Source organism: Caballeronia sordidicola (assembly GCF_001544455.2).
In the GTDB taxonomy this organism is placed as follows: Bacteria; Pseudomonadota; Gammaproteobacteria; order Burkholderiales; family Burkholderiaceae; genus Caballeronia; species Caballeronia sordidicola.
Window position 1 is genome coordinate 24,191 of sequence record NZ_FCOC02000013.1, and the last position, 22,086, is coordinate 46,276.

At 59.1% G+C, this 22,086-nt stretch carries 21 protein-coding genes, 1 tRNA gene and 1 pseudogene; 9 read left to right on the forward strand and 14 right to left on the reverse strand.

From position 1 onward, the window contains the following. The first annotated feature begins 33 nt into the window (after positions 1-33). Complete coding sequence (locus AWB64_RS19650) at positions 34-1,137, forward strand: BMP family ABC transporter substrate-binding protein (protein ID WP_060857108.1); 1,104 nt, start codon at positions 34-36, stop codon at positions 1,135-1,137. 120 nt (positions 1,138-1,257) lie between these two features. Here AWB64_RS19650 and AWB64_RS19655 read toward each other — a convergent pair whose 3' ends face one another. From AWB64_RS19655 to AWB64_RS19670, 4 genes are all read right to left on the reverse strand, one after another. After that, positions 1,258-1,467, reverse strand: a complete 210-nt coding sequence (locus tag AWB64_RS19655; RefSeq protein WP_060857109.1) for a dodecin — start codon at positions 1,465-1,467, stop codon at positions 1,258-1,260. A gap of 428 nt (positions 1,468-1,895) precedes the next feature. Further along, positions 1,896-2,387 (reverse strand): hypothetical protein, encoded by a 492-nt coding sequence (locus AWB64_RS19660; protein WP_060857110.1) that lies wholly within the window; start codon positions 2,385-2,387, stop codon positions 1,896-1,898. Between the two features lie 360 nt (positions 2,388-2,747). Then, the gene (gene mscL, locus AWB64_RS19665; RefSeq protein ID WP_060857111.1) at positions 2,748-3,191 is read right to left on the reverse strand and encodes a large conductance mechanosensitive channel protein MscL; all 444 of its coding nucleotides are present in this window, start codon (positions 3,189-3,191) and stop codon (positions 2,748-2,750) included. Positions 3,192-3,435: 244 nt separating this feature from the next. Next, on the reverse strand, positions 3,436-4,842 hold the full coding sequence (locus AWB64_RS19670; RefSeq protein WP_060857112.1) for a DUF2252 domain-containing protein: 1,407 nt from the start codon (positions 4,840-4,842) through the stop codon (positions 3,436-3,438). A 228-nt stretch (positions 4,843-5,070) separates the two neighbouring features. Between AWB64_RS19670 and glgX the strand changes: the two genes are divergently transcribed. Continuing rightward, positions 5,071-7,281, forward strand: a complete 2,211-nt coding sequence (gene glgX / locus AWB64_RS19675) for a glycogen debranching protein GlgX (protein WP_060857113.1) — start codon at positions 5,071-5,073, stop codon at positions 7,279-7,281. 317 nt (positions 7,282-7,598) lie between these two features. On the opposite strand, the gene AWB64_RS19680 is transcribed toward glgX, so the two are convergent. Together AWB64_RS19680 and AWB64_RS19685 are read right to left on the reverse strand one after the other, a co-directional pair. Continuing rightward, positions 7,599-8,807: a tetratricopeptide repeat protein gene (locus tag AWB64_RS19680; protein WP_060857242.1), complete on the reverse strand. Its 1,209-nt coding sequence runs from the start codon at positions 8,805-8,807 to the stop codon at positions 7,599-7,601. Between the two features lie 226 nt (positions 8,808-9,033). After that, positions 9,034-9,714: a PspA/IM30 family protein gene (locus tag AWB64_RS19685; RefSeq protein WP_060857114.1), complete on the reverse strand. Its 681-nt coding sequence runs from the start codon at positions 9,712-9,714 to the stop codon at positions 9,034-9,036. Between the two features lie 430 nt (positions 9,715-10,144). Between AWB64_RS19685 and AWB64_RS19690 the strand changes: the two genes are divergently transcribed. Next, a complete protein-coding gene (locus tag AWB64_RS19690; RefSeq protein WP_060857115.1) occupies positions 10,145-10,558 on the forward strand; it encodes a DUF2177 family protein in 414 nt (137 codons plus the stop codon). Positions 10,559-10,574: 16 nt separating this feature from the next. On the opposite strand, the gene AWB64_RS32735 is transcribed toward AWB64_RS19690, so the two are convergent. Then, positions 10,575-10,970: a hypothetical protein gene (locus tag AWB64_RS32735; protein WP_060857116.1), complete on the reverse strand. Its 396-nt coding sequence runs from the start codon at positions 10,968-10,970 to the stop codon at positions 10,575-10,577. A 677-nt stretch (positions 10,971-11,647) separates the two neighbouring features. Between AWB64_RS32735 and AWB64_RS19700 the strand changes: the two genes are divergently transcribed. After that, positions 11,648-14,131 (forward strand): penicillin-binding protein 1A, encoded by a 2,484-nt coding sequence (locus AWB64_RS19700; protein ID WP_060857117.1) that lies wholly within the window; start codon positions 11,648-11,650, stop codon positions 14,129-14,131. Between the two features lie 99 nt (positions 14,132-14,230). On the opposite strand, the gene AWB64_RS19705 is transcribed toward AWB64_RS19700, so the two are convergent. The 6 genes and pseudogenes from AWB64_RS19705 to AWB64_RS32745 all read right to left on the reverse strand — a co-directional run. Further along, complete coding sequence (locus AWB64_RS19705; RefSeq protein WP_060857118.1) at positions 14,231-14,677, reverse strand: copper chaperone PCu(A)C; 447 nt, start codon at positions 14,675-14,677, stop codon at positions 14,231-14,233. 7 nt (positions 14,678-14,684) lie between these two features. Then, positions 14,685-15,065: a copper homeostasis periplasmic binding protein CopC gene (gene copC, locus AWB64_RS19710; RefSeq protein ID WP_060857119.1), complete on the reverse strand. Its 381-nt coding sequence runs from the start codon at positions 15,063-15,065 to the stop codon at positions 14,685-14,687. 60 nt (positions 15,066-15,125) lie between these two features. After that, positions 15,126-15,509: a DUF2946 domain-containing protein gene (locus AWB64_RS32740; protein ID WP_075643313.1), complete on the reverse strand. Its 384-nt coding sequence runs from the start codon at positions 15,507-15,509 to the stop codon at positions 15,126-15,128. Between the two features lie 214 nt (positions 15,510-15,723). Beyond that, positions 15,724-15,800 (reverse strand) — tRNA-Met (locus tag AWB64_RS19720). Positions 15,801-15,954: 154 nt separating this feature from the next. Continuing rightward, positions 15,955-18,702, reverse strand: a complete 2,748-nt coding sequence (locus AWB64_RS19725) for a YadA family autotransporter adhesin (protein WP_060857121.1) — start codon at positions 18,700-18,702, stop codon at positions 15,955-15,957. Positions 18,703-18,975: 273 nt separating this feature from the next. Next, positions 18,976-19,107: pseudogene (locus AWB64_RS32745) on the reverse strand (ESPR domain-containing protein); the annotation flags it as partial. Positions 19,108-19,528: 421 nt separating this feature from the next. Between AWB64_RS32745 and AWB64_RS19730 the strand changes: the two are divergent. Then, on the forward strand, positions 19,529-20,032 hold the full coding sequence (locus AWB64_RS19730) for a heme-degrading domain-containing protein (RefSeq protein ID WP_060857122.1): 504 nt from the start codon (positions 19,529-19,531) through the stop codon (positions 20,030-20,032). A 3-nt stretch (positions 20,033-20,035) separates the two neighbouring features. Continuing rightward, the gene (locus tag AWB64_RS19735; RefSeq protein WP_060857123.1) at positions 20,036-20,374 is read left to right on the forward strand and encodes a DMT family transporter; all 339 of its coding nucleotides are present in this window, start codon (positions 20,036-20,038) and stop codon (positions 20,372-20,374) included. A gap of 26 nt (positions 20,375-20,400) precedes the next feature. Here the strand turns inward: AWB64_RS19735 and AWB64_RS19740 are convergent, their stop codons facing one another. Further along, entirely contained in the window at positions 20,401-20,757 is a 357-nt protein-coding gene (locus tag AWB64_RS19740) for a hypothetical protein (protein ID WP_060857124.1), read from the reverse strand. A gap of 320 nt (positions 20,758-21,077) precedes the next feature. On the opposite strand from AWB64_RS19740, the gene AWB64_RS19745 reads away from it, so the two are divergent. The 3 genes from AWB64_RS19745 (at position 21,078) to AWB64_RS19755 (ending at position 22,069) form a co-directional block, all read left to right on the forward strand. Then, positions 21,078-21,350: a hypothetical protein gene (locus AWB64_RS19745; protein ID WP_060857125.1), complete on the forward strand. Its 273-nt coding sequence runs from the start codon at positions 21,078-21,080 to the stop codon at positions 21,348-21,350. Then, the gene (locus AWB64_RS19750; protein ID WP_244164122.1) at positions 21,350-21,718 is read left to right on the forward strand and encodes a hypothetical protein; all 369 of its coding nucleotides are present in this window, start codon (positions 21,350-21,352) and stop codon (positions 21,716-21,718) included. The genes AWB64_RS19745 and AWB64_RS19750 overlap by 1 nt, the downstream gene beginning before the upstream one ends. Before the next feature lie 66 nt (positions 21,719-21,784). Next, positions 21,785-22,069 (forward strand): DUF1488 family protein, encoded by a 285-nt coding sequence (locus AWB64_RS19755; RefSeq protein ID WP_060857127.1) that lies wholly within the window; start codon positions 21,785-21,787, stop codon positions 22,067-22,069. Positions 22,070-22,086 lie beyond the last annotated feature (17 nt).

Genomic DNA, 22,086 nt, shown 5'->3' on the forward strand with positions numbered 1-22,086 from the left:
AAACAACACCAACACATCGACAGGAGAATCACGATGAAAAAAAGCTGGCTGAACACGTTGGGCGCGGCGGGCGCCGTGGGTACGATGCTCGCGCTCTCGGCCGCAATGGTTTCGGTGCCCGCGCGGGCAGCGGACGCGCCGGGCGTTGCATTCGTCTACCTCGCAAACCCCGGCGATGCAGGCTGGACCTTTGCCCACGACGCCGGCACGAAGGAAATAGAAGCCAAGTACGGCAACAAGATCAAGATCACGCGGGTGGAAAACGTGCCGGAATCGGCTGATTCCGAGCGCGTGTTCCGCGATCTCGCTGCGAAGGGCAACAAGGTGATTCTGGGGACGAGCTTCGGCTACCAGGACTTCGAACTGAAAGTGGCACGCGACTATCCGGACATCACGTTCCTGACCGCGACGGGATATAAAAAGGCCAAGAACTTCGGCGTCTACGACAACCGGATGTATCAGGGCGCCTATCTCGCGGGCGTCGCGGCGGGGTATGTGACCAAGACGAACACGCTGGGATTTGTGGCGTCCGTGCCTATTCCCGAGGTCATCCGCAACATCAATGCGTACACGCTGGGTGCGCGGTCGGTGAATCCGAAGATTCACACCAAGGTTATCTGGATCAATAGCTGGTTCGATCCGGGCAAGGAAAAGCAGGCGGCCGAAACGCTGATTGGGCAGGGCGCCGATGTCTTGCTGCAGAACACCGATTCGAACGCAACGCTTGCCACTGCCGCCGAGAAAAAGGTTTATGCATTTGGCTGGGATTCGAACATGAAGAAATTTGGTCCGAGCGCGCACTTGGGGTCCGTGGTGTCGCACTGGGGCGTGTATTACAACTCCATGGTCGAGCAGCTTCTGGCTGGCAAGGTCAAGACAGATCCGGTGTGGCTGGGGATGCCGCAGAAGGCGGTTGATATCGAGGACATGAACACGGCCGTTGTCTCGGCTAAAGCGATGCAGGCGGTCCAGGCCAAGCGTGAGGAGTTGCAAAGCGGAAAATGGGATGTCTTCATGGGACCGGTGAAGGATCAAACGGGCGCGGTGAAGATCGAAGCTGGCAAGAATCTGACTGATCCGGAATTGCAGCGAATCAACTGGTACGTGGAAGGTGTGGATGGCGCGTTGCCGAAATGACCTGGGGTGATGAGTAGCTGTACGCGCAAGTCCTACTTAATGTGTGTCAACTTTCTTGTCAAATGAAAAGGCCGCGCTCGGGAAAGAGCGCGGCCTTTGTTGTCTGCGTCGCGATTAATCCTAATCGTCGATTCGCAGTCCAACTTTGAGGGTGACTTGCCAGTAGGCGACTTTCCCGTCTTCGATTTGGCCGCGGGTTTCGGTGACTTGGAACCAGTGAAGATTACGAAGTGTTTTCGATGCTTTTTCGATTGCGACGCGCACGGCGTCGTCGCTGGACTGAGTTGAGGAGCCAGTCAGTTCGATTTGCTTATAGACGTGATCGGTCATGAATTCTCCGGTTGGGTGGCGTTGCGCGGTTCAGGACATGAATGCGTCATGCAGACCCAGCAAAACTCGAGCCTAAAAAACAAGAGAACGACAAAGATACGCGGGCTTGCGAGCTTGCCCGAGAACGCGGGTGGCGAAGCGTGTGGATGTAGGGATTCGGAGGGGGAGGGTTTCAACTGTCGGGTGGATTACGCCGAGCGTTCTTTTGAAGTCCCAAGCAGATGGAATTGCACGCTCGGGACACTTAAGAATTAGCGGTTGGAAGGCGTTTTCTTTGCTTCGTTTCTTTTTCGCCGTTGGAAAAAGAAATGAAGTCCCGCCACGGATAGTGGCTAACAGTGCTAAAAATGACAGCCAAAACGGAACGCGCGAAACCTAAAAAGCAGTACCTCGCGCAGCCTAAACCCGTCCAAAGTGCGAAAAAAGCCCTATCTCAATCGAGAAGCCGCATCCCCCGCATCCTGACGCCTGGCCCCGCGCCTCGTCCTTGAACTCGCTGCGCCCGCGCCAAACTCGCTCAAAATCTGCGTCCTGGCCCGGCTGGCAAACACCAGAAACCCGAACCCATTAGCCTCATACCAATACCCACCGTTCTCGAGCCCATCGAGCGGCTGCTCCAGCGCATTGGTAATGCACTCAACACACCGCCGGTGCAATTCCTCCACAGCCGGATACGGCGGCTGCGCGCCCCTCACGCTGCACAAAAGCACATCAAGTCCCGGCAGGACATGCGCATACAACACCGGCTCATCCTGCGCGCGGGCGCGTGCGATCTTCGTATCGAGTTGGCCGAACGGCTTGAAATGCCTCAGCACGGCGAGAAACGACTCGTCGCCATCGACCTTCGCGCGTCTACGCTTTTTCGGGAAGGACATAAAAATTCGCCTGAAAAAGAATTGCAAAAAACGCAGCGTCCTCATGCGGCCACTCCCGTCTGGCGGGCCGCTCGTTTGTCTGGACACGTCGATCTTTTATAGCACATCGATGTGGTGGATTCACGGCGATTCAGGATAAGGGCGCAGCACTCGAGTCACTCGACCTCTCGTGCAACGCCGCACGAATCTTGCCGAAAACCCCGCTGCGGCTCGCATGGCATTCATGTCTCAATAATAGACCTACGAAACCCTGCTGCGCCAAAAATTGCGAGGAAAATTCAAGCGAATGTCACGAACGGGCGTCCCCGCAACGGTGCATGCAGAAAACACAAAGCCCGCGGCTGCCAACGCGGGCTTTGTGTATCGCGGCTGAATCAATTGCGAAGGTCGAGCTACGGCTCTGCCTCAAACGCGCGGCGAGCCCTTGAGCGAGTCACGGATTTCGCGCAGCAGAAGCACATCTTCCGGCGTTGCAGGAGCAGGCGCGGGCGCTTCGTTCTTGCGCAGGCTGTTGATGAACTTCACCATGAGGAAGATGATGAACGCAAGGATGATGAAGTTGATCAACACGGTAATGAACGATCCATAGCCAAACACGGCCACGCCTGCGGTTTGCAAATCTTTATACGAACCGGGATTTCCCTTGAATGTTGGCGGTATATCACCGAGCTTGATGAACAAATTGGAAAAGTCGAGCCCGCCTGTTGCCAGCCCGACGACCGGCATGATCAGATCCTTCACGATCGAATTGACGATGGTCGAAAACGCGCCGCCGATAATCACACCGACTGCCAGATCCATCACATTGCCTTTGAGGGCGAAGGCCTTGAATTCCTGAATCATGCTCATGCGTTGCTTCCTCCATTAAAGTTCATAAGAATCGGCAGCAAGGGATGTGCCATTGGATCGTATCCAGCGAGCTTCGCGCCGCCGTTCGCGAAGACTCACATGACTCCGGCGGCACAGTTTGAAACGAATTATGGCAATAATAGCCAATCGATTGCATTTCCGTCCCTGGTTTTTTGAGCAATAGACCCAGTTGGACGACGCTTTGCGCCGCTGTGGAGTCGGGCTACGTGGAGAAGATATGGGCTCAGTTTTCCTCCGGAGGCGCGGCTTTGACGCGACCCTGCGCGATCGCCTGCACGAAAGCGGCGTGATCTGCGACGGTCTGCGTGCCGTAGAGCTCGGCCCATTGCGCATACGCGGTATCCAGCCGATCCGAGCTGCCGCAATAGCCTGCGATCAGCGCGGCATCGCCGGTACGGGCATGGGCTCGCGCCAGCAGCAATCCCAGGCACCACGCATAGAAATCGAAAGTCGCGCCGTGCAGCCAGTCGACAGGAATTGATCCGCGCATGTTTTTCATTTGCCGGACATAGAAATCGCGCCCGGAAATGGTGGTCCAGCCAAGCAACGGATCTGACGAGCTTTGCAGAAGGCGCTGTCCGTGAACCACGCGCCGTCCCTGATGGCTGAACGGCTCGGGCATGGCCGGGACAAAAGGCGCGGCGGCCGGCACAATGCCTTCCTTCACCTGCATGAACAGCGGATCGCCATGTGCGCGCCCGAGCAGCAGCACCAAATATGCGCGCGTTCCGACACTGCCGACACCGACCACCCGATGCGCCACATCCACCAAGTCATAGCGTTCGAGCATCGTGCGCCACTCACCGGCGATTGTTTGCATATAACCGCGCAATCCCTGGATCACGTGGTTTGTCTCCGCTGCGTCGAGCCGCGTGAGAATGGGCGGATCCTCTCGAAAACGCCAGCTCTTGCCGTAAGGCTCAGCCACGCGCGCCAGCATCGTCGCGTGGCTTCGCTTCATTGCGCGCTCGACCGCTTTCGCAATCGTCGCCTTCTCAGCGGAATTGAGTGTGACGGGCGCTTCGATATGCAGCACGCTCGCGTAGGAACGCATCTGCCAGATATCGTAGGCCGGTATCTGCCATAGCGCGGACATGGTCGTTCGGTACCCCGCGCAGGCCGTGCGCACAGCGTGTTCGCGGCCGCTGGCATCGACCCCGTTTTCCCGCGCCGCCACGTTGATGCTCGCCGTCAGCCGCTTGAGATCCCATTCCCAGGGAGCCACGATGGTTTCGTCGAAGTCGTTCAGGTCGAACACCACGTCCTGACGCGGCGTGCGAAAAAGGCCGAAATTATTGAGATGCGCATCGCCGTCGATCATCACGTGATGTCCAATGGACGGCGTTCGCGCCAGATCCCACGCCATCACGTTCGCCGCGCCGCGCAGGAACGCAAACGGGGAGACTGCCATGCGCGCCATGCGCAACGGCACGAGCCGTTCCTGTCGGCCGGCATTGTTTGCAAGCACGCGCTCCACGGGATCCGGCCTGTCGCTTTCGGGCTGCCAGGCGGCGTGGGCATTGAACGGAACGGTGTCGCGTAATGAGCGGCCTTGTGCCCGGCGTTCTTCGGCACTGCCATTCGGAGTGGCACCTGGCGCTATCGGAGCGGAGACGGGTTGAGTGGGCAAGAGAGGTCTCCTTGTCAATAGATGGCGGTGTCCCGAGACATGTGAACAGCATGGTGCGCGCCCATTCTGCTCGACAACCTGATCGACACAGGCACGTAACCTGCTAATAGTTTCTGCCCGTAGGCAATAGGCGATGCAGTTGGAAGTTTACCGGACTCCAATACCCAAGCCGACACCACGCGCACCAATTATCGATCGCATGACCCAAATACCTGGACATCCGCATACATGGCTCACGATATCCGCATTGCCGAAGGTTCGCCGTTTCCGTTGGGCGCGACCTGGGACGGCGAGGGCGTCAATTTCGCGTTGTTCTCCGCGAACGCCACGAAAGTCGAACTCTGCCTTTTCGATGAAAACGGCGAGAAGGAACTCGAGCGCATCGAACTGCCTGAATACACCGATGAAGTTTTCCACGTCTATCTGTTCGGCCTGAAGCCGGGCGCGGTCTATGGGTATCGCGTTCATGGGCCGTACGAACCGGAAAACGGGCATCGGTTCAATCCGAACAAGCTGCTGCTCGATCCGTATGCGAAGGCGCATGTTGGCGAACTCAAGTGGGACCCGGCGGTATTCGGCTACACGCTCGATGACGAAGGCGAAGACCTGAGTTTCGACGAACGCGACAGTGCGCCGTTCATGCAAAAGTGCCAGGTCGTGGACCAGAGCTTTTCATGGGTTCACCCAACGCGCGTTCGCGTGCCCTGGGAACAAACCATCTTCTACGAAACCCATGTGCGCGGCTACACGAAGCGCCATCCGGCCGTGCCCGAAAATTTGCGCGGCACGTTCGAAGGCCTCGGCACGAAGGAGGTGATCGAGCACATCAAGAGTCTTGGGGTGACGTCGGTCGAACTGCTGCCCATTCATGCGTTCGTGAACGACAGCCATCTCACCGACAAAGGCCTCACGAACTACTGGGGCTATAACACCATCGGCTTCTTTGCGGCCGATCCTCGCTTTTTCGCGCAAGGCCCGGGCGCCGTTTCCGAACTCAAGCAGATGATCGACCGCTTCCACGAAGCCGGGCTCGAAGTGATTCTCGACGTGGTGTACAACCATACGGCCGAGGGTAACGAACGCGGGCCGACTCTTTCGTTCAAGGGCATCGACAACGCTTCGTACTATCGCCTGCCGGACGACAAACGGTATTACATCAACGATACCGGCACGGGCAATACGCTCAACCTGTCGCATCCGCGTGTACTGCAAATGGTGACCGATAGCCTGCGTTACTGGGTGACGGAAATGAACGTCGATGGATTCCGCTTCGATCTTGCGACCATTCTCGGCCGTGAACCCTACGGATTCGACGAAGGCGGCGGTTTTCTCGACAGTTGCCGCCAGGACCCCATCCTGTCCAGCGTGAAGTTGATTGCCGAACCGTGGGATTGCGGCCCCGGTGGTTATCAGGTCGGCGGTTTCCCGCCCGGCTGGGCCGAATGGAACGATAAATTTCGCGATACCGTGCGCGAGTTCTGGAAGGGCGAAGAGGGCGTGGCAGCGGAACTGGCCACGCGCATTACGGGTTCGGGCGACAAGTTCAACCATCGCGGACGCCGTCCGTGGGCGAGCGTGAATTTCATTACCGCTCACGACGGCTTTACATTGAACGATCTCGTCTCGTACAACGAAAAACACAACGAGGCGAACGGCGAAGGCAACAACGACGGCAGTTCGGACAACCGGTCATGGAATTGCGGCGTGGAAGGCCCGACCGACGACCCGGAAATCCGCGCACTGCGCGAACGCCAGAAACGCAACATGCTGGCTACGTTGCTATTCTCGCAAGGCACGCCCATGATCCTCGCCGGCGATGAATTTGGCCGCACGCAGCAAGGCAACAACAATGCGTACTGTCAGGACGACGACATAAGCTGGGTGAACTGGGATATCGATGAAGACGGTCGCGCCCTCATCGACTTCGTGCGCAAGCTCACGACCTTACGTCATACGCTGCCGGTGCTGCGGCGGGGGCGTTTCCTCACAGGCGAGTTCCACGAAGACCTGCAGGTGGCCGACGTCAAATGGTTCAGTCCTTCGGGCGACGAACTCACGCCCGAGCAATGGGACGATCCGGCGATGCGCTGCTTCGGTCTTGTCATTGACGGCCGCGCGCAGGCTACCGGCATTCGACGTCCGGCATCAGATGCCACCTTGTTGCTGGTCGTCAACGCGCATCATGATGTCGTGGATTACACGCTGCCGGAAATCCCGGGCAGCGACCAGTGGAGTTGCCTGATCGACACCAACGCACCAATCCGCGAGGAACTCGAAGACTTCGATTCGGGTGCGGTGTATCAGGTGACAGGACGCTCGCTGTTGCTGTTCGCGCTGCACGCCCGGGGCGCGACGAAACGCATTTTCAAGCGCCTTGAGGAAGCGCTGACAGACGAAGTGGAACCGGACGGTAAGGAAGAGGGCAATAGCGCAAGTTGATGAACGCAGGGCGTATTCACGTCGGAGTGTAGTCACAGCGGCTATCATGCGGGTCATGAAACCTTCAAAGCCGTTGACATTCCGCTTCTGCCTGCTTTTTTCAACCATGCCGCGTGTCGTTCCTCGCGCCCATAGAACGTGATGCTGGCGGCGTTTTTGCGTGTCGCCGGTTGGGATCAGCTAGAACGGATCTGGGAATTCGTGGTCGGATTCTTCAAGTTCCTGTGGGCGCTGCTGCGGTTTCTCGGCGGGGGATGAAAACAAAAACGCCGGACGATGCAAATCGTCCGGCGTTTTTCAGTTTCGCAGGCAAGCGGTCAGCTATTGTTGTCCCAGTCGCCTGAATCGTTGCTGCCCAAATCCACGCCGCCGCCGTTATCGCTCCAGTCGTTCGAGCCGTTGCCGAAGTCGAGTCCGCCGCCGTTGTTGCCGCCGCCTCGACGGCGCAATTCGTCGTCCACATCCACGGGCACTTCGCGTTCGATCACGCGTTCACGATTGCCGCCAGAGAGCGCTTCGCCGAGCAGCAGACCGCCGATCAAACCTCCCAGGCCGCCACCGAAACCGCCGCCTTGCTGCACGACGACCGGCGGCTGCTGTTGTTGCGGATAGGGCGAGTAAGGCGGCTGACCTGGCGCGGTGCGACCGAAACGCTCAGCTTCCTGCGCATACACCGACTGGTTGTCGGCGGCGCTCGCAGCCGACGCTGCGGCGCGCGGGTCGGGGCGTCCTTCCGAGCGCGCCCGCACGCTGTCGATCTGATTCGACAGATCCTCGATCGCATACGGCGGCACAGGGTTCTTCGAGTTCGACAACGCCTCGACCATCTGGCGCAGTTGTGTCTCGATGCCTTCCACTTCCTTGAGCATCCCTTCGTGCCCCGGTTGCGTCGATAAACGCACGTCGAGCTTGAGCGAGCGTACGTCGTTAAGCAGTTCTGTCGCGCGTTTAAGCTGTGTGCGGCGATCGGCATCTGCCTGGCCGTCCTCAGTGGAGCGCGCGCGCTTCAGGCCCCAGCGCAACACCAGCGCAATCCCGGCGATCACCACGGCGAGCAAGACCCACATTCCCATGGACGGGCCGTGCTTCTCGGGAGCCGCTACTGCGCCCTGATTGAACGGATTGCGCGTGACCGACGTCATCGCATTGCCGGAAGAACGCTCGCTCATCTGCCCGCCCAGATTCGCCGATGAATTCACGCGGTTCGCATCCGAGCGAATCCGCGCTTCCATGGCGTTGAAGCGCGACGGATCGGTGAACTTGATTGCGGGGTCGAGCGTCCTGGCCTGCTGGATCTGGGCCAGCGCATCCGCTGGACGGCCTTCGCGATCCAGCACCTGCGCGTAGAGATAGCGCGCCTTGGCGTTGTTCGGATGCGCCTGGATCACCTCGCTCAGTTGCGAGTCGGCCTGGCTCCAGTTGCCTTGCGTCATCGACTGTTCGATCTGGCCGGCGCTCGGCACGGCAAACGCCGCGGCCGAAACCAGCATGAGCGATGCAGCCAGCGCCATCACATATTTTTTCATCTGCGGACCGGGGGCGTTTGCACCCGTCTCCATTCGGTGCGACATGTCGATGCAATATCCGGACGTTGCCCGCAGAGCGCGCTGTTGAATGGCTGACCTCTGCGTCGTTTGTTCACGGCGTGGCGCGTAATGGTGCGCGAGCTTTCCTGCCTGCTTGCCGCGTGACTTTACAGCGCCCTTGCGCGTGGACGGCGCAAGTTTCGCGCCGTCCACGCACGAGTGAAGCTTACTGCGCTGGCGGATTGATCTGCTTCTTCAGCGCTTCCAGGCGATCTTCGACTGACGGCCCGCGCGTAAGCGCTGCGAGTTTGTCGTCGAGCGCCTTGCCGCTCTTTTGATCGGCGGAGTTCAGCCGGGCATCCGAACGCGCGTTCGATAGCTGCACCTTGTCTTCCAGCTTCTGAAAGTCTTCCGACAGGTTTTTCCCGCCAATGCCACCCAGCGCCGTCGCGGCGACATCCTTCGCGGTCGCGATCTGCTGCTTCGCCTGCAGGATGTTCGAACGCGAGTTGAGCTCGTTGCGGCGCTGGCGCATATCTTCGATTTGCTGCTTGAGATGATCCGTCGAAGGAACCAGCGTCGCCAGTTCAGCGGCCAGCGCGTCGCGCTCGGATTCGGCATTGGCTTGCGCGCTCAGCGCTTCGCGGGCCAGCGCTTCGTCGCCGCCTTGCAGCGCACGCTTTGCGCCTTCTTCGTACTTCTTGGCCTTTTCGGCCGCGACGTCGCGCTTGCTCTGCTGCGTGGCAACCTGCGCCTCGATTTCGATCAGCGAGTTCTCGGCTTTGGCAATGCTGTCGTCGAGTTCGCGCACGATCTGACGAGCGTCTCGCGACGGGTCCTGAACGGTGTCGGCGGCGTCGTTCAACAGGCCCTTGACGGTGCGCGAGATGGAATCCAAAAGCGACATGAGTTTCCTCCTGAAATAAGTCGGCTGCCTAGCGGTGGACCATTCGGCGGACGGTGCTGCAACGTTCACGAATATCCGATGAACGCATGCTCTAAAAGTTGCCCGAACGCGGCGCGCATTGCGTCGCCGGGCTTCGTGCGTCAGGTAAATCAGGCCGGGCGCGCCAATTGCAAGCTCGCCGATACACTTTGTTTCGAGCTTCGCAGCGAGGGCAGAGTTTCAGTCTTCGGCTGGCTTTAACGGCATTTGCCGACACATCCGGGCCAACGAATTAAACCATGCATCGGCTTAAACCGGACTTAACGGGTTCAACCGGCCCCGGTCAAGCACAACGGTACACCAAGCGGTTGACGGTGCGCGCACTGATGCGCGCCGGGCCAGAAAATTCACCGAGGCTTCAGCCATTCTTTACGCATTCAATGGATCGTTCATGTCGAAGACATTTCTTGTCGCGTTTGCCGTCACCGCTGTCGTTTTCCTGATTCTCGACGCCATCTGGCTCGGCGTGGTTTCGCGAAATCTCTATCAGCGGGAAATTGGCGAGTTGCTCCTACCGAAGCCGAATTTCGGCGCGGCGGCGGTCTTTTATGTGATCTATGTCGCGGGGCTGGTTTATTTCTGCGTCATGCCGGGTGTGGCAGAGGCAAGTGTCATGCGCGGGCTGATCAGCGGCGCGTTGCTCGGGGTCGTCGCGTATGCAACCTACGACCTCACGAATCTGGCGACGCTCAAGGGCTGGAGCGCGACGCTGGTTTTTATCGATATTGCGTGGGGCGCGTTTGCGAGTGCGGCGGCTTGCGCGGTTGCAGTCGCTGTGACCGCGCGCGTGGCTGCGGCGACTTGAGGCGACCTGAAGCTGTTCAGGGACGCCCGGAGAGCGACGCGTCTTCGTCCGATGCATCCGGTGACGCAAGGTCATCGGTGTAATCCGCGTTCGATTCTTCCGCTTTTTCCGCCGCGAGCGTCTGTTTGCTGGCTTCCCTCGCGACCTGAGCGGCATCTCGCGCCTCGCGCGCCGCGGCGCGTTCGGCAACTTGCCTCAATGCAACATTCAGCGGATCGGGTGTTTTTGGCGCACGCAGCCGATCGACAAGCCCCGCGACCTTGACCTGCTCGCTGGTTGCATTGAAGCTGAGTACGGCGCGCCGCATGAGTTCGCTGACACTGATGCCGAGGCCGTCGGCCGTGTTGGTGATCGCAAGTTTCTGCGCCGGGGTGACAAAAACAACGATGCGTTCGCTGGGTTTGGTGGTCATGAGCGCCTCACATGCAGGGGCCACGCAAGCACGGCCGGTCAACGTCCGTCAGCAGCACGACAGGTAACGCTTTGAATGTGCGCTGCAAGTACGGAGTCAGGCAAAATCGCGCAATCAATATATCCATCATATCGTTTTAGCGCTGCCGCGTGCTTATGTGCGTGAACGGCGCAGCGCGCGCGAGACAGCTAAGGAAGCCTTGCGGCATCAACAACTTGCATTGTGCAGATGAGAATGCTAAAGCCCGCTTTCCTATGCCGTGCGGCCGCGCGCGCACACGTGCAAAAAACGGAAAACCTTTCCGCATCAACGGTGCGTTCGGTCTGTATCAAAGGTCTCACAATGAATTTACTTACAAAAAAATCGGGGCTCCGCCGGTGCTCGTCGCTCGAATTCTTTAAAATGCGCTGTTATTCTGCGCGGGGCCGTGGGCGTTGCAGCTTTCTTACAACGCCATAATGGCCCAGCCGCGGGAACGCGCAGCCAGTCCGGGGACATTGGCGTGCAACGCATGCGACTCGCGCAGTCCGAGCCGCAGCGCTCATCCATGACGACGGCTGCACATTCGGCTTCAAGGCGCAAAGGGCTTTTGGCTTTGCAGCCTCAACATTTATCGTCACGCGGCAGGTTGGCGTGGCGCACCGGGCGCCCCAGAAGCGCACCGTTCAAATCCAGTCATGCCAATTATCAAACGACCAAAATCCTCGAACGCACCCCGCGATGACCGGGATCAAGACGGTCCTTACCGTTATCGCCAACCTTCCGGTCACGCCTCCGCCGGACCCTCCATAGCGCTGCGCCTCCTGCTGTGGTTTGTCGGACTGATCGCCGTCATGGCTATCGTTGGCGCGTTGATCGTGGGATACGCGCTCGTGGTGATGGGGCCGAACCTGCCTTCGCTCGACGCCATCACCGATTACCGGCCAAAAGTGCCTCTGCGCATCTATACGGCGGATCACGTGCTGATTGGAGAGTTTGGTGAGGAGCGCCGGCGCATTGCGCGCTTCGACGAAATCCCGGACCAGATGAAAAAAGCCGTGCTCGCAATCGAGGACTATCGGTTCTACGAGCATGGCGGCGTGGACTTTGTCGGCATTGCGCGTGCAGGCGTGAGCGATATCCTGCATGGCGGTGCATCGCAGGGCGCGAGCACGATCACCATGCAGGTCGCGCGCAACTTCTTCCTTTCCAGCGAGAAGACCTACACACGCAAGATCTACGAAATGCTGCTCGCGTACAAGATCGAGCGGGCGCTGACCAAGGACCAGATTCTCGAGTTGTACATGAACCAGATTTATTTGGGCGAGCGCTCGTACGGATTTGCATCGGCGGCGCGGGTGTATTTCGGCAAGGATCTGAAGGATCTCACGCTCGCCGAATGCGCGATGCTCGCGGGCCTGCCAAAAGCGCCGTCCGCGTATAACCCGGTGGTCAATCCGAAGCGCGCGAAGATTCGCCAGCAATACATCCTGAAGCGCATGCTCGATCTGAAGTTCATCACGCAGGAGCAATTCGATCAGGCGAGCGCCGAGGAATTGCACGCCCGAGTGGCGGGCACCGAATACAGCGTGCATGCCGAGTACGTCGCGGAGATGGTGCGGCAGATGATGTACGCGCAGTATCGCGACGAAACCTACACGCGCGGTTTCTCGGTGACCACGACCATTGATTCCGTCGATCAGGACGCGGCTTATCACGCGGTCCGGAAAGGCGTGATGGATTACGAGCGGCGCCATGGGTATCGCGGGCCGGAAGGTTTCGTCAATTTGCCGGCGAACCCGGATGACCGCGATGAGGCCATCGACGACGCGCTCGCCGATCATCCCGACAATGGCGACATCGTTGCGGGTGTAGTGACGTCGGTTAATCCCAAGCAGGTTGTGGTGGAATTTGTCAACGCCGATCCGGCGACCGTTACCGGCGATGGCTTGCGTTTTGTCGCCACCGGCTTGCGTGCCAACGCGCCGCAAGCGGTGAAGATCAAGCCGGGTTCCATCGTGCGGGTGATGAAGGACGCGAAGGACAACTGGACGATCACGCAGTTGCCGCAGGTGGAGGGCGCGCTGGTTTCGCTCGTGCCGCAGGACGGGGCGATTCGCGCGCTGATTGGCGGCTTCGATTACAACAAGAACAAGTTCAATCACGTCACGCAGGCGTGGCGCCAGCCGGGGTCGAGCTTCAAGCCGTTCATCTATTCGGCGTCGCTCGAAAAGGGTCTTGGACCGGCGACGATCATCAACGACGCGCCGCTATATTTCCCGCCTACATCGCCAGGTCAGCAGGCGTGGGAACCCAAGGACGACGATCAGCCGGATGGCCCGATGTCCATGCGCACCGCGTTGCAGAAGTCGAAGAATCTGGTATCGATCCGGATTTTGTCGTTCATCGGCACGAAGTATGCGCAGGATTACGTCACACAGAAGTTCGGTTTCGATGCCGATAAAACCCCGCCATATTTGCCGCTCGCACTCGGCGCGGGTCTCGTCACGCCGCTGCAACTGGCGGGCGGTTATTCGGTCTTTGCAAACGGCGGCTCGCGAATCAATCCGTACCTGATCGGTGAGGTCGCCGATGCGCGCGGCACCGTGATCTCGCGCGCCAATCCGCTGCTGGCGGGGAACAACGCACCGCAAACGCTCGAACCACGCAACGCTTACGTGATGAACAGCTTGCTGCATTCGGTCGCAACGGCCGGCACGGGTTCGGGCACCAATGTGCTCAAGCGCAACGACCTGCAAGGCAAGACCGGCACGACCAACGACGCGAAGGACGGCTGGTTCGCGGGTTACCAGCATCAACTCGTTGCTGTCGCGTGGATGGGCTATGACCAGCCGAAGTCGCTCGGTGGCCGCGAGTTCGGTGCGCAACTCGCGCTGCCGATCTGGGTCGAGTTCATGCAGCATGCGCTCGCCAAGATCCCTCAGCAGCCCATGGAAATGCCTGAAGGCCTGACGAGCATTGACGGAGACCTGTTCTTCGCCGATAAAACCCCGGGCAATGGTTTTGTCGCGAGTATCGGCATGGATACGGCGAATCCCGCGGAAGGTTCCAGCGATGCCGTGGGTGGCGTGGGACCGGGCGGCCTGACACCGCCGCCTCCGCCACCGGATGTTGCTCCGGCTGAACGCCAGGAGATCATGAATCTCTTCAAGGGCCATTGAGCCGATATAAAAAGCCAAAAGAAAAACGCGCCGCAATCAGATTGCGGCGCGTTTTTTATGGTGCAACGTTTATGGTGCGACAAGCCAGGCGTTGCGAACTTACTTGCCGAGCGTTGACGCCGGTTTCACGTCGCATTGAGTGCTGATGCTCGACTGGTCCGAGAACGTCAGTTTCAATGGAATCGTGGTGCCGGCTTTGAGCGGCTTGGGCGCGTCTTCGAGCATCAGGTGATAGCCGCTCGGCGCAAATGCCAGGGTGCCGTGCGCGGGGACATCGGCGGAATCAACCATTGCCATGGTCGATGTACTGCCGTTGCTGCTCGATTTATGCAGCATCGCCATGCCGAACGCGGGCGTTTCAGCGCCGGTGAGCGTAGCGGGTTTATCGCCGTTATTCGACACCACGAAGTAGCCCGATGAAGGCAAGCTCGCCGGCATCAAGCGGATCCAGCAGTCGTGTGCTGAGAGTGTCGCGGCTTGCGTGCTCGATACGGCCATGGCGCTTGCTGCAAGCAAACCAGCGTGAATCAGTGTGCGTTTTTTCATGTGCGGATCACTTCACGTTGAAGAGGTAGTGGCCTTGCGTACGATGCCCGTCTTCGGCCACCGCGGTCCATTCCACCTGGTACGCGCCGGTCTTGAGTTCGCCGAGCGCCACGCTCATATGCTTCTTGTTAGTGGCATCGATGGCTGACTTTGCGCTGTTGACCTGCTTGCCCGCTGCATCCACGACGATCAGCGTGCTGAAGGTCGGCTCCAGGCCTTCCGAGAAATCGATGGCAACTTCGTGCGGCGCTTCTACGGTCGCGTCGGGCGCCGGACTTTGCTGCTTCGGCAGTGCATGGGCCACGGCGAATTGGGCCGTGACCAGAAGGGCAGCGGCGAGCGCGCCATGCTTGAGCACGTTTGCGGTGTTTGAAAGAGACGAGTTCATGCTGATCCTGTTTGCGCGAGAAAAAGGTGCCGGCGATACAGCCAGCGGCATTGCGGCGAATCAGGCGAAGAAAGGCGGTGCGCGGGGAAGCGCCGCGAACACGGGCGTGTAGGGCGCGGCGGGCTGAGCCGGAGCAGTGCCCGGCGAAGTCGCGGCAATAACAAGCGCTGGAAGCGCATTAAGTGAAGAGGGGGCTGCGGGCGAGTGCGCGGCGAAATTGCAGTATCCGCACGCGTCCCAATGACCTGCGGCCGAGTGCTGCGAAGGCGTTTGATCGTGAGTGCGTGTCTGCGTGTGCGGTACTGCGGAACAGTGAACGCTTAGAATGGCGTTAGCGCGAGCGCCTGAAGCAAGTGCTTGCGATACGGCCGGCGCGAGAGCCGTCATCAGAATGACGAACATTCCAACAAGGCTGCCGAACTTGCGGACGAGACGACGGCGCATGAGGCTGGCTATGGCTTCCAAAGCAATGAACTGCTGATTATGCCACGCGCGGAACAGGGAATTTGTGCAGTTGCGCTGCCTGCGCTGCGACCGATTGCGGCACGCATTTGCGTACTCAACAATTTTTAATTGATGGACCAGACAGGCTCAGCACGATCACAGACCCAGAAACGTCAAAAGCCCGGAGAACCGGGCTTTTGACGTTTGGCATTCTTGGTTGCGGGGATAGGATTTGAACCTATGACCTTCGGGTTATGAGCCCGACGAGCTGCCAGACTGCTCCACCCCGCGAAAAAGATTATAAGACAACGGGCACCGCAGTGCAACATGTTTGTCATGTTGGTCCGGCTGATGAAGCTGATAAGCAAAAAAAACGGCTGCATATCTCGTGGAAGAGACATGCAGCCGCATCAGACAGCATGCGTCAAGAACGCTTGATTCTCGCTTAGAAGCCGAACGCGAAACCTGCGCCGCCCGTGGTTTCTTCGCCGGTCGTCGAACCGCCGATTGTCAGGACCATGTTGGTTCCAAAGCGCTTCTGGAAGCCGATCGCGATTGCAGCCTTGTCACGATACACACCCGTGCCCGCAGCAAAACGATTGTCCTTGTCGGCGATTGCTGCCGCGCTGCCCGCCATCATTGCCATCGCGCTGCTCATCGCGCCAACGCTGTTGATGTGGTTGTTCGCGAGCGACAGGCCGCTGTTCATGTCGGAGCGAAGCGCGTCCGTGTAGCCTTTCGCGGACTTCACACCCGTGTTCACGGACTGCTGCATCTGGTTCACGTTGACCGCATCCGTGCCTTCCGTACCGGCTTCGACGTTCGTGATCTGACGTTGTCCGCCTGCTGCTGTGGTTCCTACTGATACGGAATTAGCACGATCTGCTACCGAACCCGCGCCGAGCGCTACCGAATTCTTCGCCGTAGCCGAAGAATTCGCGCCCACAGCGACGGCATTCGCGCCGCTCGCCACCGACGAAACGCCGGAAGCGACCGAGTTCGCGCCCGAGGCCACGGCCTTCGCGCCCGATGCCACCGAGTACGTGCCGCTCGATGTCGCCGCTTCCGTGTCACGGCTGCCGTCTGCTGTGAACATCGGGTTGTACGCGCCGTTGGCGAGGTTGGTGACCTGGCCGATCATGTCGTTGATCTGCCCGAGGTTCACGGCGTCCATGCTGCTTGTGCCCGCTGCGACGTTATGCAAGGCCGTACCCGATGCATTGCCATTGCCAAGCGTTGCATTGGCGTAGTCGGGCGTGCCGTCGGCGTTGGTGTCGTACTTGATTGCGCTGGCGCCAAGCGCCGTTACGCTGTTCGATACCGCGTTGAGCTGGCCGACGTTGGCGGCATCGGTGGAAGCGGTGCCCGCTGCCACGTTGGTGATCTGACGCTCGCCGCCCGCTGCGCCGACCGACACCGAGTTGTCGCGATCCGCCACCGAGTTAGAGCCGAGCGCAACCGAGTTCTTGCCCGAGGAAACAGCCGCGCCGCCAATCGCCACTGAATCCGCACCGGTAGCCGATGAATCGGCAAGCGTCGAATTGGAGTGGAAGTACTTGATGCCGCCGCCATTGCTGATGTTGTTCGTAAAGTCCTGCAGTGCCGCGACGTTCGTGTTCGTGGCGAATAACTGCGAACCGTTCACGGCGTCGGTACTGTCCGCGTTCAGTCCACCGGCCTTGACGTTGGTCAATAGCGTAGGCTTCGTGGCGCCTGCACCGCCAAGCGTGATCTTCTGGTAGTCCGGCGCACCGTTTGCGTCCGTGTCGTACTTGACCGCGAAGCTGCCGAGCGTGTCGACGTTATTCGAGACAGCCGTCAATTGACCCAGATTGACTGCATCTGTCGAAGCCGTACCCGCTGCCACGTTGGTGATCTGGCGTTCTTTGCCCGCTGCGCCGACTGAAACCGTATTATCGCGATCCGCCACCGAGTTAGAACCGAGTGCGACCGAGTTCTTGCCCGAGGACAACGCCGCGCCGCCGATGGCCACCGAATCCGTGCCTGTCGCCGATGAATCTGCAAGCGTCGAGTTCGCGTGGAAGTACTTGATGCCGCCGCCGTTGTTGATGTTCGTCTCGAACGTTTCGAGCGAGCCTACGCGCTGATTGGTCGAGTACAACTGCGAGCCATTGATGGCGTCCGTGCTGGTCGAACTGAGGTCGCCAATTTTCAGGTTCGTCAGTTTGGTTGGATTTGCGGCACCGACGCCACCGAGCGTAACCTGCGACTTGTCGGCCGTGTCATACGCGACCTTGTTGGAAAGTTCCGAATCGATCTTGGAAATTGCATCGCCTACGGTCCCGGCCTGTGCGCCTGCAACGGTATAGGTCGGCGCCTGAACCGTGCCATCGGCGTTCACTTTCGCTCCTCCGCCAAGCAGGGCGGTCACGCTCTGAAGCTGCGTCACGTTGACTGCGTCGTACGCTTGGGTACCGGCTGCAACGTTGACGATCCTTCTTTGCTTGGTGGAACTGCCGACCGAAACGGTGTTATCCAGATCGGCTACCGAGTTGGCACCCAGTGCGACTGAGTTAGCACCCGTCGCTGTCGCACGATAGCCCAGCGCAGAAGCCAGTTTGCCGTCTGCAATAGTGCTGAAGCCTACGGCTGTTGCTGAACCGTAAGCTCCGGTACCTGTGGCCTGCGCGAGTGTTCCGATCGCGACATCGCCGTTTGACGCGGCCGTTGCAGATGTGCCGAGCGCCAGTGTTTGCATGGTGCTTGCTTCGGCGTGCGTCCCGATAGCGATCGCCGATCCAGATGAATCACTGCTTCCCGTCGCGCTTGAATAGGAGCCGATCGAAATGTCGCCGTTGCTGTTTGCCGCTGCCTCACCGCCGATTGCGACTGACTCCGTTCCCACGGCGGTCGAATCTTCCAGTGTCGAGTTGACGTGGAAGTACTTGTTCGTTCCGGACGCAGCGGAAAGAGCAGTCAAGGCGTCGCCTACGTTGTCGTAACTTTTTGCGCCGATGGTGTAGCTCGGTGCGGTCATTGCGCCCTTGCTATCCAAGGCAGCCTTGCCTCCGAGCGCCGTGACAAGCGGAGACAATTGCCCCAGATTGACAGCGTCGGTACTCGACGTGCCTGCTGCGACGTTGATGATTTTTCCCGACGATACGTTGACGCCGTTCGTCGAGCGCAGTGTCAGATCAGTGCCCGATACTGTAGTGCCGGAAGCGTCGATCACGACTCCGTTCGTTCCTCCCGGTCCGCTGCCGTAAAACAAACCGGACGACAAGTTTCCAGCCCAAACGCCGCCTTCACTTGTTCCGTTAAGAGAGGTGAGGTAGGCGAGACGGCTTCCAGAAACAGCTGTGAAGCCTGAACTCCAGGCTTCACAGGGTTGCATGTTGGATCCAGCTCTTGAACAGGTGTCGACACCATTGTCCTCACTACCCAGATAGGGCGCGTTTTGTGCCAGGACGCTGATTGGCGACAGCATCCCCACAGTTGCTCCCAAGGCGGCCGAAGCGGACGCGACCTTTACCGCCAATTTTTTCGCTGAGGACTTGCCGCGAGTTGGACTATTTTCCGAAGCCGCCACCCAAGCGCCAATCGATTCGTTCCAGACGGACTTATAAACCTTGTTCATTTTGCATTCCTGCGTAGAGTTGATCCGTGTCCAAGACACGAGCACGCAAACGAAATCGTTCGTTGCGTGTCGGGATCAGCGCCGGTATCGAGTCCGAATGGACCCGCCAATGGCTTTGTGGACAAAGCTTTGAACTCTACTGAGCCGGACGAAATGCTCGAATGAGTATTGTCCTAATTCAGCAGGCGGTGCAATTTAAACAACACGTTGGCATGCAGCATTAACCAGATATATCGATTAACTCAAAGAAAATTAAGAGCTATTGAGGCGTTGGCTGAATCTCAAAACTGATTGGTCAAATGACGTACTCGTCGTCGACGTGCATTTGAATGACGTACATACACAAGCCTGCTATTGAAGTCGTGTCACAATTTATGCATTCGACTCGTTCTACTCACACTTGCATACGGAAACATCGTCTATGGATATTCTTAAAGACCTGCAAACCATCGCGCACCAGGAAAAAACCCTCGTCTTTCCGCACTTCGATTCCAACCGCGCATGGCAGCTTGGCTCTCAACTTCGCGAGATGGCGGTGGCGCGAGGCTTGGCAATGGTGATCGACGTACGCACCTTCGGGCAGCCGCTGTTTTTTTGCGCACTCGATGGCGCCACGCCCGACAACGTCCGCTGGGCGCAGCGCAAGGCGCGCACGGTCGAGCATTTTCGCGTGAGTTCGTATGCAATTGGCCTGGGGCTTCAACAGGCATCCGCAACACTCGCCGATAAATACTCACTCCCCGCCGCTGAATTCGCTTCCCACGGCGGTGCGTTTCCACTGACCGTGCAAGGCGCAGGCGTGATAGGCGTAGTGACGGTGTCGGGCTTGCCGCAACGAAAGGATCATGAGTTCGTGGTCGAAGCGTTATGCGCCGTGCTCGGGCACGATGCAGGCACGCTCGCGCTTGCATCGGACAAGGTGTAAACGATGCGAACTTCCGCATACGCGCTGCTCGCCATCGCGATTGTTGCCGAGGTCGTGGCGACATCGGCCTTGCGGGCGTCGGAGGGCTTCTCGCGGCTGGTGCCAGCTGTGATCGTGGTGATCGGCTACGGCATCTCGTTCTACTTGCTCTCGCTCACGCTCAAGTCACTGCCGGTCGGCATTGTGTACGCCGTCTGGTCAGGGGCGGGCATCGTGCTGATCACGCTGGTTGCAGCGCTCCTGTTCAAGCAAATCCCCGATCTGCCCGCCGTGCTCGGCATGAGCCTGATCGTGGCGGGCGTGATCGTGTTGAACGTGTTTTCAAAGGTCAGTCCGCATTAGCGATTGCTGGCGGCGGACGCCGGGATTCAATTGCAGCGAACGACCATCGACCGATTTTTTACATTTGCCGATATCACGTTCGTAATGCCGCCGCCCGTTGGACCGCCTTCCTCGTTGTCCTTCGAGACGATCGTGTAGCCGGTCGCACCGCACTTGTCGCCGGCCATGACGTAGCAGCTTGCCCACGTGGTGCTGGCGTCGGCGCCGCTGCAGTTGATCGCGTAGCCGGATTGGCCGTCGGGCAGATGGATCAGCGAAGCATCGTTGGACGATGCACAGCCGCCAAGACTCAACAGGCACGCGGTCGAAAGTGCCGCGCCCACGCTCTGCAGCGCGCGAACAATGGATTTGTCGGGCGGCATGCGCCATGCAAATTGCTTCATTCTCTTCCTTTGGTTGCCAAGCGCCGGATTGTGCTCCGGGCATGTTCGTGCCGCATTTTCCCACAAGCGCACAGTCGCTGGAAAAAGCACTGTTCTTGATGCACATCAACAACGCCTGAATGGCTGGCGCGGGCCTTGCGGTAATCGTTGGCAGGCTTTTAGCGCCGGTAATCAATTGATCGTTTTATCGTCCCCAACGTTCGCGCAATACCGGAAGAAAATGCAACCGGATGCAACGAACACGAACTAATTGCAGGTTGGCAGACCTTACGGTCCATGTACATCGAATAAACGTTCCATAAAACTACGAGAGGACAACCATGGCAGAACGCGTTACAGGCCCGTATCGCGGGTATTACATCAGTGCGGCTGCACGTCTTACGCCCGCGCCCGGACAAAGTGATGATCAACCGGCGCCGCCCATTTATGTCGGCACCGTCAATGTCGCGCAGGGCGGCCCGGACAATGTGCACCGGTTCGAAACCATGGTCGATCTGGGCGGGAGACAACGCTTTGCGACAGAAGACGAGGCACTCAGCCAGGTCGAAGATGCAGCGCGCGCCTACATCGACAGATTGTTGCAAAATACCTGATGCGCACGCTCAACATCCGTCACCCGGCGATGCGCTGCGTGGCCGAGGCGCTGCTCGACCTGTTTCCGAGCGGCGCGGATATCAGCGAGATTGGCACGGACGCGAAGCCCTGCCTTTTTGTGAGCTGGCGTACGAGCGGCACGGCCGGGCAGCCGGGCAATATCGCCTGGGGCGTGCACTACCGCTTTGAAGCCGACGCGCTGAGCCTTTTCGATCTCGCGAGCGAGCCCGCCCAACAGCGGTTTTGCGAGCACGTGAGGGACATGAGCCGGCATCTGAAGTTCGACTACGCCGATCGTGATGCGGTCTCGCTGAAGATTGTCGATGTGCCGGCCGAGATGGTTCGCGATTGCATGAATACGGCATAGGGCCGGCCGAAGCCGTCCGCTGCGATTCATGTCAAAGTTCTTCTGTTTCTTGCGTCCGAGGCAATCATGAACATCCAGTTTCCGGCAGACGCGCCCGCGTATCGCGATGCGAATCTCACCGTGGTCTTTCCTGCGTTGGTCGACGGCGAGCGCGTGCCGTGCGCGATCTCGGTTGAAGCACTGGAGGATCATTTCGGCGTGGAGAGTTGCGATAGCAACGGCTGGATTCGCGCATTCCATGCCGCTCGTCCGAAAATCGAAGCGGTGGCGCGGGAACATTTATCGGTTACGCGAGGTGCGCCCGTGCTTTTGAAAAGCGGTCATTTTCCTCCGGGCGCCGTTTCGTACTAAACAGCGTTCAGGTTTCA